This is a genomic window from Geobacillus sp. PK12 (genome assembly GCF_004123125.1).
GTDB lineage: Bacteria > Bacillota > Bacilli > Bacillales > Anoxybacillaceae > Geobacillus > Geobacillus zalihae.
On sequence record NZ_SDKL01000086.1, the window covers coordinates 1 to 12,795 of the forward strand.

General features: G+C 52.2%; 11 protein-coding genes. 2 read left to right on the forward strand and 9 right to left on the reverse strand.

The genetic code is table 11. The features are described 5' to 3' along the window. Window positions 1-315: 315 nt before the first annotated feature. From ETR37_RS19925 to ETR37_RS17760, 4 genes are all read right to left on the reverse strand, one after another. On the reverse strand, window positions 316-3,072 hold the full coding sequence (locus tag ETR37_RS19925) for a hypothetical protein (protein WP_240673921.1): 2,757 nt from the start codon (window positions 3,070-3,072) through the stop codon (window positions 316-318). A 380-nt stretch (window positions 3,073-3,452) separates the two neighbouring features. Further along, window positions 3,453-4,232: a hypothetical protein gene (locus tag ETR37_RS17750; protein ID WP_011232657.1), complete on the reverse strand. Its 780-nt coding sequence runs from the start codon at window positions 4,230-4,232 to the stop codon at window positions 3,453-3,455. A gap of 45 nt (window positions 4,233-4,277) precedes the next feature. After that, on the reverse strand, window positions 4,278-5,633 hold the full coding sequence (locus ETR37_RS17755) for a C40 family peptidase (RefSeq protein ID WP_129447610.1): 1,356 nt from the start codon (window positions 5,631-5,633) through the stop codon (window positions 4,278-4,280). Window positions 5,634-5,815: 182 nt separating this feature from the next. Continuing rightward, entirely contained in the window at window positions 5,816-6,325 is a 510-nt protein-coding gene (locus ETR37_RS17760) for a hypothetical protein (protein ID WP_011232659.1), read from the reverse strand. Between the two features lie 208 nt (window positions 6,326-6,533). Here ETR37_RS17760 and ETR37_RS17765 point away from each other — a divergent pair, with 208 nt between their 5' ends. Continuing rightward, the gene (locus ETR37_RS17765) at window positions 6,534-6,941 is read left to right on the forward strand and encodes a helix-turn-helix domain-containing protein (protein ID WP_129447611.1); all 408 of its coding nucleotides are present in this window, start codon (window positions 6,534-6,536) and stop codon (window positions 6,939-6,941) included. 120 nt (window positions 6,942-7,061) lie between these two features. On the opposite strand, the gene ssb is transcribed toward ETR37_RS17765, so the two are convergent. Continuing rightward, window positions 7,062-7,421: a single-stranded DNA-binding protein gene (gene ssb / locus ETR37_RS17770; protein ID WP_011232661.1), complete on the reverse strand. Its 360-nt coding sequence runs from the start codon at window positions 7,419-7,421 to the stop codon at window positions 7,062-7,064. Window positions 7,422-7,690: 269 nt separating this feature from the next. On the opposite strand from ssb, the gene ETR37_RS17775 reads away from it, so the two are divergent. After that, window positions 7,691-8,131, forward strand: a complete 441-nt coding sequence (locus ETR37_RS17775; protein WP_021322699.1) for a YwpF-like family protein — start codon at window positions 7,691-7,693, stop codon at window positions 8,129-8,131. A gap of 56 nt (window positions 8,132-8,187) precedes the next feature. Here ETR37_RS17775 and ETR37_RS17780 read toward each other — a convergent pair whose 3' ends face one another. The 4 genes from ETR37_RS17780 to ETR37_RS17795 all read right to left on the reverse strand — a co-directional run bounded on the left by ETR37_RS17780 (window position 8,188) and on the right by ETR37_RS17795 (window position 12,375). Further along, window positions 8,188-8,817 carry a class D sortase gene (locus ETR37_RS17780; protein WP_129447612.1) on the reverse strand — a complete coding sequence of 210 codons (630 nt, stop codon included), beginning with the start codon at window positions 8,815-8,817 and terminating at the stop codon, window positions 8,188-8,190. A gap of 6 nt (window positions 8,818-8,823) precedes the next feature. After that, complete coding sequence (locus tag ETR37_RS17785; protein WP_129447613.1) at window positions 8,824-9,723, reverse strand: processed acidic surface protein; 900 nt, start codon at window positions 9,721-9,723, stop codon at window positions 8,824-8,826. 380 nt (window positions 9,724-10,103) lie between these two features. After that, on the reverse strand, window positions 10,104-11,480 hold the full coding sequence (locus ETR37_RS17790; RefSeq protein ID WP_129447614.1) for an aspartate kinase: 1,377 nt from the start codon (window positions 11,478-11,480) through the stop codon (window positions 10,104-10,106). A gap of 460 nt (window positions 11,481-11,940) precedes the next feature. Beyond that, the gene (locus ETR37_RS17795) at window positions 11,941-12,375 is read right to left on the reverse strand and encodes a DUF1284 domain-containing protein (RefSeq protein ID WP_011232666.1); all 435 of its coding nucleotides are present in this window, start codon (window positions 12,373-12,375) and stop codon (window positions 11,941-11,943) included. Between the last annotated feature and the right edge of the window lie 420 nt (window positions 12,376-12,795).

The window sequence follows — 12,795 nt, forward strand, 5'->3', positions numbered from 1 at the left end:
ATACAGAAATATCCAGCGTTTTGCATTGCGGGTTCGGCTAGAAACAGCTAACATACTTTCATGACAGGTGCAAGTACAACTTTTGGTGATGAACCATTCGTTAAATCGTTGTTGTCAACAGAGGAACCTCAGGTCGAGTGTTTGCCTCCAGCTTCCTTCAGATTCCACCTCGCGATGAATCCCTTGCCTTCAGCTAACGGCAGGCGCTCGCTGGCCCCCGTTCGGGACTTTTACCCTATAGCGTCGTACCCATGCCGGGCGTACAAGAAAAGGTGTCCCGTTGTTTTTGGGACACCTTTTAGAGCAAAAAGAATATTATTTCGACAATGTTACAGAAACATCGCCTTTAACTTTCACACCGTTCACATCTGTAATATCTCCATCACCATTGCTAAGGGTCTTAACCGTTACTGTAGATGCAGAGGTTACCGCAGACCAGTTAGATGTTCCTGGAGTGATAGTAATAACCAAATCTTTTCCAGATACAGATACAGTTGCTCCAGCATCTCCTGCTGTAAATACACTAGTACCGTTAGAAATTTGAATGTCATCTAAGATGTCAGCAACATTATCAAATGTTGCACTAATATTTTCATTGAAAGTAAGTTTTAGAACGTTATTTGCAATTAATGTTGCGCTTTGTAACGTAGCTGGTGTGTTATCTTTTACTTTTACAATTCCAGATGTAGCAACAACTGTTTTACCAGCTGAAGTTTGAACATTTTTAACAGCCAGTACAGCATTTGCCGGTGTAGTAGCTGAACCAATGTTGACTGAGTTGTCTGGCAATACGATAACTACCGTTCTGTTCGGAGCTCCATTTTTGAAATAGATATCGGTTCCGCTTGGTAAAACGGCTCCATCCAATGTGTAATTAGCAGGATTTAATGCTGTAGCAGCAGTTACATCTTGATTAAATGTTACTTCAAAAACGTTAGGAACTGGAGTACCAGAAACTACTTGGTTAGCAATAGTAGCTGTCAAATCTGCCGTAGCCGCATCTTTAGTTACAGATGTAGTAATCACATCGTTTTTATTAGTATGAACGTCTTGAACAGCACCTACATCCAAACGAACTGAATAAGTGCCAGCGACTAATTGGCCACTAGACAAATCAGCATTGTTAAGCGTAATTACTAATACTTTTTCATCACCGTTAGACGAACCTTTCTTAGCTGCTGTTACTGGTTGGCTTAATGCCACACCATCTTTACGTACAGTGATCTTGCTAGCATCTACAGATCCAATTTCCTCATCTAAAGTTACTTCAATAGTTCCGTTTGTTGTTCCAACTTTCGCGGATACAAATTTAGGACCAGTAACATCTTTAGTCATTGTAACACTTTGAGTTGTAGCAGCAAGCTTTTTGCCGAATACATCTGTAATTACGTTATCAGCAAATACTAACGTTACAGTTTTTGATGCCGTGTTGCCATAGAAGTAGTTAGGTGCAACATATGAACCGCTGAATGTTACAATAACAGTTTTTTTAGCAGTATCAGTTGTATCAAGAGCAGCTGTTACATCGTTTGCACCTACTGTTCTGCCGTCGATAATCACACTCAGAGCACCATCAATAACAGTATTGTCGCTCGCAATAGATTTATTGAATACTACTTTCAATTTATTAGAGCTAATTTGCGTAATAGATGTTACTTGCAGTGCAGAAGCGTCATTTGTAATAGTAACTGAGCCAGTGAATGGTGTTAACAAATTTCCTGCTGCATCTTGTGCACCTGCTACATAAACCTCAGCGGAAGACCCAGCTGCTACAAATGATGGCTTAGCAAAAGTAATCTTTTTGGCGTCTCCACTTAAGGTTATATCTGTAGCAACGATAGGTTGACCGTTAACACGAACCACCTCAGGTTTAGCAACTAACGGCTCTGAGAAAGTAACCTCGATGTTGCCTGTAACTGTATTAAAAGTAACACCTGTTACAGATGGAGCAACTGTATCTTTCGCAGTAAATGTACCTGCGTAAGCAGTTAAAGTTTTTCCATCAGTAGATTTTACTGAATCAGCAATAGTTAACGTATAGTTTCCATCAAAGTAAGTTCCACCTGCTGCTGTTAGTGTCAAAGTTTTTCCGTCTTCGCTTAACAATCCTTTAACACTCGTTACGTTTTTGTTAGGATTGTTACTATCGGTTACTGTACGGCTAACAGTAATAGCTGTTGTTACTGTACCATTAGCAGGATCAGCAATAACTGTTGACTTATCAATAGCTTTATTAAACTTAACAACTAATTCTTTAGAGTTAATCGCACTTACACTCTCAACCTTCGGCGTCAACGCCGCTTCATACGCCGCATTGGCGTCTTGTGCTGCTTTTTGCAGTTCAGCTTTGAACGCATCGGTTACTTTCGATACATATTGGTTGACTTGGTCAAGCGCGGCTTTCGCTTTGTCCAAGTTGCCGGCTTTGACAGCGTCTTGCGCTTCACGCGCTTTCATGGCAACGGTGATGTCGTAGATCAAGCTGTCGCGCAGTTTTTGCGCTTCGGCTTTGAATTGCGAGCGAAGCAGTTCGCGCGTCGATTGGCCGTAGACGCGGTCGAGAATGACCGTGCGCGTTTTGAGCTCGTACGAAATTTTGTGGTAGAGCTCTTCTGCCTTTTTCAAGTCTTTTGCTTCGACAGCTTTCGCCAGATCTTGACGCAGACCGTCAAGCTTGACTGCGTAGTTGTAAGCGTCGATGTACGTAGCCACGCGCGCTTCGCCCGATTTCGGATTGGCTTTGAATACATACGTTTCGTATGTAGCTTGCAAGTCAGCCAAATACGCGTCTTTCTTCGCGCCGCCGGCTTTGTTCACGACAGCAACCGCGTTTGCATACGCTTGTTTCGCTTTGTTGTAGGCGGCATATACGTCGCTGATGTTCGGGAGTTTGCCCGTTTCCGTTACCGTGTGGCTGTACGTATAGTACGCTTGCTTCATTTGCGCTTTCGCTTGGCTGACGACCGTCGCAACGTCCGTGGCTGCTTGGGAAGCATGCGGGTTGGCTGCGACGAAAGCGCTCGCTGCTACAGCGCTGGCTGTGGCGAGTTTGACTGCTTTCTTTTTGTCCATAAAGCCCAAAATCCCCCTTCGTTTTTATGAAACTTTAAGACAATGATCCTAAACGGCTGCCGTTTAGTAGATTCATTGCCTAAAAGGTGCTAACATCAACCAATATCATCCTTGACGGCTAGATGCTGGGCTGATTAGAAAGCCTAGCATCTGTTGCTAGCACTTGAGCACTTGAGCATAATTCCTCAATGCTCCACGTCTCCTATAATAATACATTTTTCTTCTAAATTCTAGTCCTAAATACAAATTTTTTAGAGAATATGCCTTTGAAATTATTGCCATCGATGGCGACATTGATATGAATATGCCTGTAACAGAAATTTAGAACGATATTTTGGCAGTTTGATGGTTTTGGTTGGCAAACATTTTGCGCAAAAACATCAATCGTTTTTCTTCACCGTGACGTCCATCGGTTGGCCAAGCGTCATTTTGACGACGTCATAGCGGTCATTCAAGTACAAATCGAGAAAGCGGAACTGTCCTGCGAATTGTTCCGGGCTGTTCGTGATGGAAAATTGCAGCTGCATTGCGTAATCGCCGCTGTTGGCGAGCTGTTCGGCGATTTTTTCGATCTCTTCCTTCGGCACGTTGTACGCTTTTAAGTAAGAGATCGAGTCGGCGATCGCTTCGGCGTTGTCGTTGAAGAAAATGGAGAGCGTCACCGTGGCGCCGTCGATGCGGCCTTCAAGCGGCAATGACATATTTTGGCCGTATAAGTACCAGCCGAACAGACGATTTCCTTTTTGCCGCTCAATGACGAACGGAACGGATTCATTTCCTGCCTGAAGAATGTATTGCCCTTTCAATGAGCGGGCGACAAGGGCGAGAAGTTCGTCTTTTGTGAACGGCACGTATTGGATGGCGTCCCCTTGTTTGGCATACAGTCCACCGCCGAGGCTGTAATAGACGGCGCCGCCTGCCCGTTTTTGGCTGTAGACGCGATACTCGCGCCCTTGTTTCACCGTCATGGCGGTCTGCCATGCCGCTCCGTTCAGGCGGTATAGAGGCGTGTCGCGCAAAATGACGACTTTGCCGATCATGCCTTGTTTCCATTGGACTTGCCCCCATTGGACGGCGGCGTCAACTGTTTGTCCATTTCCTCCGAGGGCGATGGCGGCGGCGAGGCAGATGGCGGCTGCCATTTGGGATGCATGTTTCATCTTCGTTTTCCTCCTCATTTTGGTCATCGTTGTCGTTCCAGCATGCTAAAATAACCGCTTCGCCCCCAAGTACCGCTGTTTCCAATACGATTGGTCGAGGCGGCTGATCGTCACGCCGGTCGAAGCGCCGCTATGGATGAACTGGCCGTTGCCGATATAGATGCCGGCGTGCGATGGGCCGTTGGTGGTCGTGGCGAAAAAGACGATGTCGCCGACTTCCGGGGCGGAAACCGATGCGCCTGCATTCCACATCAAGGCGACGGTGCGCGGGATGGGGACGCCTTGTTGCTGGAACAGGTAGAAAATGAAGCCGCTGCAGTCAAATCCCTCTTCCGGCGCATCGCCGCCCCAAACGTATGGGGTTCCGAGCAGCTCAGCCGCATCGGCGACGAGTTCGATGACGTCCAGCTTCGCCGCAGGGGCTTGTCCGATCAGGCGCTCGTATGTTTCGCCGTCAACAATGCCGGTCGCTGGGAGTTTGGCCGCTTGTTGGAAACGGCGGACGGCATCGGCGGTGGCAGTGCCGTAGTAGCCGGTGATGGCCGTGTAGAAGTAGCCGAGCTCTTTCAGCTTTGTCTGAATGCGCTTGACGTCTTCGCCGAGCGCGCCGATTGAGAGGCGAACCGCCAGGCGCTCGCGCTCGATCGGTGCAGGCGGGGGTGTTTTCGCTTTTACTGCGCTCGCGAGGCGGGCGGCGGTTTGGTTGTCGACCGCGCCGGTCACTGGCAGGCCGTTGTCGCGTTGAAAGCGGCGGATGGCGTCGGCCGTCAGCACCCCATAGTAGCCGGTGATGTCCGAATACGTAAAGTAGCCGAGTTGTTTGAGCTGTTGCTGCAGCTTGCGGACGTCGTCGCCGCGCGAACCGATCGTCAGCGCGTCAGATGACGTGGCCGGCTGACTTGTTTCTTTTTGCTTCAGCCGCTCAAGCGTCGCCCGATCCGCCCGCCCGGTGGCGGGAAGCCCGTTCGCCCGTTGAAACTGCTTCACGGCATCGGCCGTCACCGCGCCATAGTAGCCGGTGATTTGCGGATAGCGAAAATAGCCGAGCTGTTTCAGCCGGCGTTGCAAATCGCGGACGGCCGCGCCGCGGGAACCGATGGCGAGCGTGTCGTTTGACGCAGGCGCGCTTTTGAGCTTCGCGTAGGTGGCGTCATCGACGATGCCGGTGGCTGGCAAGTTCATCGCCCGTTGGAACGCCTTGACCGCTTCTTCGGTAATGGCGCCAAAGTAGCCGGTCGCTTGCGGATACGTGAAAAAGCCTTTTTCTTTCAAGCGCTGCTGGAGCTGTTTGATTTCAGGAGAACTCATGCCTTTTTTCCATTCCGCCGCTTGGCTCTCGTCCGGCGCGAAAAAAAAGGCAGAAGCCATGGCAGCGGCGAAAACAACGTGATTCGGTTTCACGGATGCGCCCTCTCCCTTCGCCGTCTGTTTCGTTTTTCATCTTTCATCGAGGCCTCATGCGGGATAGTTCCTCAGGCCGGCTTGACATCCCGCAGCCAAAAATAGTAATGTTCTATATTTTCAGTATAACGGACGAAAGCCATGAAAGGAAACGATTTTTTTTATTGGAAGAAGGAAGAAGTTTATGCGCCGGAACGGGGCATGCTTCGCTTCGGAGGCGACGGATACGTGAACAAATACGACACGCATCGATCGTCGACAAGGTAAATCGACTGCAGCACTTCATAAATGAGCTGTTTTTCCATCGCCAGCCATTCATCTGCGCGGATCGGGATGTATTTTTGCCTCGGTTCGTTCCATTCATAAAGGGCGACGGTAAACTTTTTTTGGCGAAGATCGAGCTTGACGATAAACATGTAAAGCTGGCTCGTGCATTTAAATACAAAATAGAGCTGGGCTTCCTTTGAGCAGGTGATCGTGCGGAACAGCGCCTCGCCTTCCGATGCAAAACGCATCCGTCCACCTTCGTTTTTCAGCGAGCGCAGCGAATCGGTGAAACTGGCCGGGGCGATCGTTTTCAGCCGCACGGAAAACGGATTTTTCATTTCCTTAATATAGATGTGGTACATTTTTTGGGCGTGTTTCTCCCCGTTTCGTTCACAAATGACAAAATCGGCAAGATAGATGTTCACCTTGACCCCCTCTTTTTGGTTCGTAATTTACCATTTTTAACTAATTGTACTATGTCCTTCCTGGACAAAAAAGATGCCGAACGACGAAATCACGGACAAATCCGTTCTGATTTAGAAACAAAGATAGAAATGAGCGAAAAAGGAACAACCATTGACTCCATGCTTTTCTATCTTTAAAGAGTAATGATGAAAAGCGTGGTGACGAACGATGACAAACTTGGGGGAGACGCTCAAACAACTGCGAAAACAACGGCGCTGGACACAGGAACAGCTGGCCGAGCAGCTGAACGTGTCGCGTTCGCAAATCAGCAAATGGGAAAACGGCAGCTTGCTTCCGGATGTGCAGTCGCTTGAGAAGCTCTGCCAGTTGTTTGACGTCAGCGCCGATTTTTTGCTTGGCGGCGAAACGCGCCAACGCGAGCTGTTGCGCGAAGTGACGGACATGTACGGAACGGCGGACGTGCACGAAACGGTGCTCGCGGCGTTGGACTACTTGCTTCATAACCATGAGATGAGCGAAGCGGTGTACGCGCTCGCGAAGCTGCCGGATAAAAAGCGAAAACATGTCGAAACGATGATCGTGACGATCGTAAAAGAGTGCTCCGAGCTCATGTAGCTCCCCTCATGCTGAAAAAAAGCGCTAACAACGACGTGCTAGCGCCATCCGTTGGGGAGTGTTTGGGGACACGTTCTTTCTCTTGAGGATTCGCTTTGAAAGGCATGTATGGGGAAACGACTATACGTGCTCCGGCCATTCTGGTTTCTTTCCGGAGTGGAGAAATTGGACGGACTCCGCGACGACTTCGGTGACATAGACGCGTTGACCGTCTTTTTTATCGTAGCGGCGCGTTTGGATTCTCCCCGTCACCGCCACCATCGATCCTTTTCGGCAATAATTGGCGGTATGTTCCGCTGTTTTCCGCCATAAAACGCATGGAACGAAATCGGCGTCAATCCCCCCTTCCGCGTTGCGGAAATTTCTCGCCACCGCCAGCGTGACAGTCGCGACGGCAGCCCCTTCGGCCGTGTAGCGAAGCTCGGGATCTTTCGTCAACCGGCCGACCAACACGACTTGGTTGATCATGTGTTGGCGCATCCCCCCTTTCCTCCACCGCACCTTTATGATAACGAATCTCGTTTTGGGTCGTAAAATCGCGATTTTTGCATTTTTTGGCGCACTCTATGGATACAATTCAGCGAAAAAGGCGAAATCTTCGTCGACAATGGCGGGGCAAAATGGCGTTTTTGCCATCCGACGGAAAATATGCAGATCGTTTTTCAGCAGGAGGGGCGGCATCCCGTTTTTCTTCCCTCGTCCGCCTGTGCTATAATCTTGGATAAGACAACAGTAACGAGGTGGACGAGATGAAAACGTTCAAGCTTGTCGGGCTCTCGGTCATCGACGACGACATGCACCGCCAAGACATCCCGTTTATTGACGGGTTGATCATCAACAAAGAAGACGGGCAAAACCGCTGGCTCGTGGAGGCGTATTTGGATGACGACTATGAGCCAATGTTTGTGAACTTGCAGCGGCGTCCAGAGTTTCAACTGCAAGTGACGATCACCCACACGAGCAACGACCCGGCCAACATGCTCGTCGCCGTCCGTTCGATCACGAAAATGAACGGCCACATTAGCGTCTTGATGGAAGGGCTGATGATCCCGCGGCGCACCCATTTGGCGGAAGTCGTGCTGGCCGGCCTTGTCAAGAAAGGGCTGCAAGGCGAGGCGCTGCTTCAAGAGTTTCGCCAGCAAATGCATGAGCGAATCGATGCCAAGGCGCCGCAGGAACGGAAAAGGTAAAAGGCTGGAGAGCGCACTTTCCAGCCTTTTTGTTTGCCTTCCTGCAGGCAAGTGGATCATCCTCTTGGAAACGCCAGGGCATCAACCCGAACCGGGCGGGCGGTGACGATGCAGCGCTTCGGAGCGCGGCCGATGAGGCGAAACGGGTAGCACGTCGTCACCGTCAGCGTCGGGCGCGCTTTCTCGACCAAAACGGTCCGGTCGTCGTCATCGACGATGCGAATGTTGACGATGCGGTAATGGATGGCGGCGCGATCCGTCCGAATGATAAGCGCATCGCCGATCTCAAGCTCGCCAAAGCGGCGGAACACAGTATCGCGGTGCCCGGATAGCACGACATGCCCTTTTTCCCCTGGCCAATCGCTCGCCGGATAATGGCCGACGCCTCGGCGCAATTCTTGTTCGCGAACGCCTTCATACACCGGAATCGCCGCCCCGAGCTTCGGAATGGCAAGTTCGCCAAGGTAGACGCCAAGCGGCACGTCTTTTTGCGCCGAACGTTCCGCTGGAAGGCTTGCGGCCGGCGGTGAGGAAGGCGCAGGGGCATCCCGCTTGACCGCCATCCGACCGACGGTGTACCAATAGCCGTTCCAACCGGCTGTCGCCGCCCCGATGACGATCGCCCAAAGCGCCGCCCATTGGGCGGCCCGGCGCTTCCACGAAACCCGCGCGGGCTTGCCGTTCACGTTCCTTCACCCTTTCAGCCGCCCGACCCGCCGGTAAAGAAGGAACCCGGCGGAAGCGAGCATCAGTCCGGCCAACGTATAGGCCAAATACGGCGACGCCGTCTCCGGCAGTTTTTCCCCATACATCTTTCCTTTCATCTCGACAGCGAGCAGCCCGGCGTCAATGCCTTTCTCCCCCGCGCGGACGATGTAGCCTGATGTGAGCATCTCCCGCGTTATGGCGATATCGGCGACCTTCTCGCCTTGGCGGGTGTACAAGCGAATGCGGATCGGCTTCGCTCCGGCCGTCTTGATGTCCGGCACGTCCGCCTTAAGCTCAAGCAGGCGAAGCCCCTCTTCCCACATCGCCCGCAGTTTGTGGCGCTCTTCATCCGTCCACGGCCCTTCCATCTCCGCAAACGGGCGCAGCCGCTCACGAAGCGCCGCCAGCCGCCCAGCTACCTGCGGGTCGTCAAGCGAGGCGATATGGCGGGTGAAGGCGCGCACTTCTTGTTCCGTCATCCCGAGCACCCCAAGCAAGTCGTTGATTTGCTGCATGGCGGCGTTGTGCTGCGAGTAAAAACGGATGGCCCGGTCTAAGTCTTCGACAAATGTGTAGTCTTGCACCGTTTCGCCAAACTGGCCAAGCAGCGCCTCGAGCTCCTCGACCGTCAGCCCGTGCCGGCGCAGAACGGCATGAAGCCGCTCGTCGGTGATGGGCGTGCCGAGCCATTGTTTCAGTTCATCCATGGTGCGAAAATCGGCGGCTGTCAAGCCGTATCGATCTAAATAGTCCAACAAGTCGCTCACCGTCCAGCCGACGCTCTCAGCGTACTGCTCCAGCTCGCTTCGGCTGATGGCCGCCGCCCCAGCCGGAAACGAAGCGAAAACGGCGACAAGCACAGCCATTCCTAGCCATTGCCGCATTCGTTCTTCCTCCCTTCCGCTTTCTTTGACGTACATTGGTAGTATTTTCCGAACATGCCGCTCTTATGTACGCCAACGAGCGAAAAAAGAAGAAAGCTCGGCCTAGAGCGCTTGAACGTTCTCCCACCTACGCAAACGCTTAGAGATGGGAGATTCTCGGGGACACCTGCCATAAGGCAGACTGCCAGCCAGACCATCCCCGTCTGTCCCTGTGACTTGGCTGTTCCAACGAAGTCCTTCTTTCAAGATATTTTGAGCGGCGTTGGGGGACATCCATGATGGAAGACGCTGATTCATTCCCCCCTTCGGCTGATCGCGTGAAAGCGGGGGCTTCTCGGTACATAAGAACAGGCGCCCGAGTTTCGGACGCCTGTTTCGCGTTAGGAAAGGTGGCTTACGGTTGCCTGTTGGAAGTAGGCGTTGTACAAGGCGCGAACCGCCTCGTTGACGACTTCTTCTTTGACGCCGAACATCATGCTCACTTCGGACGAACCTTGGTTGATCATCTCCAAGTTGATGTTGGCGTTGGCGAGCGCAGTCGTGGCTTTCGCCGCCATCCCGATCGTTTTTTCCATTCCTTCGCCGACGACCATAATGAGCGCCAAGCCGTACTCAATCGTCACCTCATCGACGGCAAGCTCCTCGCGGATGCGGGCGAGGATGCGCTCATCTTTTCCATCCACGAGTTGATCTGCCCGCAAAATGATCGACATGTTGTCGATGCCGGACGGCGTATGTTCGTAGGAGATGCCTTCGTCTTCTAAAATTTGCAGCACACGCCGGCCAAAGCCAATCTCACGGTTCATTAAGTATTTGCTGATGTTGATGCTGCAAAAGCCAGTGTCGCTCGCAATGCCGGCAACCGGTTCCTCGATGTGGTTGCGCTTGGCGACGATCCACGTGCCTGGAGCGGCCGGGTTGTTTGTGTTTTTTACGCAAACGGGAATGCCGGCGCGATAGACCGGCTCGAGCGCCTCGTCATGAAAGACGGAAAATCCGGAATACGACAGCTCACGCATCTCGCGGTACGTGATTTCTTTCAGCTTGCGGGCATCGGCGACGATCGACGGGTTGACGCAATAAATCGAATCGACGTCGGTAAAGTTTTCGTACACGTCCGCTTTGACGCCCGCGGCGACGATCGAGCCCGTAATATCCGACCCGCCGCGCGGGAACGTGACGATATGGCCCGATCGGGAATAGCCGAAAAATCCTGGGATGACCAAAACGCCACGCCGTTCGCGCAGCTGCTTCAGTTTGTCATACGACTCCGGCAGCACTTGGGCGTTGCCCGGCTCATCGGTGACGATAATGCCGGCTTCAAGCGGGCTGACGTAGCTCGCCTCAAGCCCGCGATCTTGCAGATAGAGCGCCATGAGCTTTGCGTTATGGTCTTCGCCGCTCGCTTTCATGGCGTCAAACAACCGAGGCGGCTCGCTTCGATAGGCGCTGATTTTCGACTGCAAGTCATCGACAAGCTCGGCCAAAAAGCCGTCGGCTTCCAGCCCCAGCTCATTGGCGATGTCCGCATACCGCTTCACGATCGCTTCCATTGTTTCCCCATGCGGCTCGCCAGCCACAACTTGTTCGGCCAGCTGGATGAGCATATCGGTCACTTTCACATCGTCCTTGTACCGTTTCCCCGGCGCCGACACGACGACGATGCGGCGCTCGATATCCGAGCTGACGATGTCGGCCACTTTACGGAATTGTGCAGCGCTCGCCACCGAACTTCCACCGAATTTGGCTACTTTCATCGTTCATGACCCTTTCTGTCGAAAGTCTCTATAATTGTTTATCATATCACATTTTTCCGCCCATGGAACTATTCATTTTTTAGAAATTTCCGCCAACGTCCCAAAACACCGCCATCGCCGGCCATGACTCTTTTCAAAACATATAGATGCCATTTGAAGCTTTACCATTTGCCGCTTTTACCGAGCATTGGATCGACTGTCGAGCGACCGAACAACGCCGCTTTCAGCCCCAGTATGGGTCTGTGAAGCGGATGGTTGTTCGGTCTTCCAAGCTACAGGCTTGCCCTCGACAGTCGAAAATGGACAAACCGCTTTTCCGTCAAGGATATGTTAAACTTCTTCGTTGCATCTATATATACAGATGCCGCTGCAACAGGCCCCCCGCCTTGACAAACGAATGACGGCTCAGCGCAGCGCCGTGTTCCCATCGTCCTTCGATTCTTTTTCCGCAAATCACTTCTCACGTTTGCGCCACATTGCCGCGGCGGACGTTGGCGATTCCTTCTTTGCAGACGCCGTACGGCAGCCACGAGCAGTCGCGGCATAACTCGTCCAAATCATCCGGCTTGACCCGTTCCGCCGTCCGCCGAATCAGTTCGGACTTCCAATACACGTTGCCTGGCTCCAAGCCTAAATGGCGAATGACGTTTCCGTCAAGTGAACGGACGTGGGCATCGGAATTTGGGCCGGCTTCACACGTTGTCTCCCCATGATGCGGGCAGGCGAGGCACGCCTCATCGAGCGCCGCGACGACTTCAATCGGGAAATCGTCGTGTTCATCGCGAATGCGGGCCACGATCTCCCACATTTTTTCCACGAACGACGGGCTGTAGCCCATGCCGCGAAATCCGTGCACACAAAGCAAATGATGACCGCGCAAACGAACCGGTTTCATCTTCTCTCCCCTCCCTTTCTTTCCTTTGGCGGGTATTGGTCAAGGGCGAATCTGGCTCTGAGAATGCCCTACGATTCCCAACGGGATGGCTCGTGTGGAGTTTTCATAGAACTTTTGACGCTGCCTTCTTTCCTCTCTTCAGACATATGCCGCTGTTTTTGACTCCATCATACGTCAACTCTTTTCATTGAGCAACTGGCACCTCGATCACCAGCAGCGGAAAGCGAAGCGACAGCCTTTTCAGACTATGCATCGTCTGTCAACTACCCCCACTTCGCTAACGCTTGAAGTGGGGGCTTGCAACTCCCCAGAAGTGCGAGCGGACTCTGTCCTCCTTCCTTGACTTGGGGTTGCATCAGGGGCAGGTTGACGACTGCCCAACGACGCAGGTCATGCCTGCATCGTTACCGATTCTCTCGG

What these genes read in the sequence shown, in the direction of transcription:
- ETR37_RS19925 (WP_240673921.1), bottom strand. Translation starts at nt 3,072, where the DNA reads ATGGACAAAAAGAAAGCAGTCAAACTCGCCACAGCCAGCGCTGTAGCA.
- ETR37_RS17750 (WP_011232657.1), bottom strand. Translation starts at nt 4,232, where the DNA reads ATGAAACATGCATCCCAAATGGCAGCCGCCATCTGCCTCGCCGCCGCC.
- ETR37_RS17765 (WP_129447611.1), top strand. Translation starts at nt 6,534, where the DNA reads ATGACAAACTTGGGGGAGACGCTCAAACAACTGCGAAAACAACGGCGC.
- ssb (WP_011232661.1), bottom strand. Translation starts at nt 7,421, where the DNA reads ATGCGCCAACACATGATCAACCAAGTCGTGTTGGTCGGCCGGTTGACG.
- ETR37_RS17775 (WP_021322699.1), top strand. Translation starts at nt 7,691, where the DNA reads ATGAAAACGTTCAAGCTTGTCGGGCTCTCGGTCATCGACGACGACATG.
- ETR37_RS17785 (WP_129447613.1), bottom strand. Translation starts at nt 9,723, where the DNA reads ATGCGGCAATGGCTAGGAATGGCTGTGCTTGTCGCCGTTTTCGCTTCG.
- ETR37_RS17790 (WP_129447614.1), bottom strand. Translation starts at nt 11,480, where the DNA reads ATGAAAGTAGCCAAATTCGGTGGAAGTTCGGTGGCGAGCGCTGCACAA.
- ETR37_RS17795 (WP_011232666.1), bottom strand. Translation starts at nt 12,375, where the DNA reads ATGAAACCGGTTCGTTTGCGCGGTCATCATTTGCTTTGTGTGCACGGA.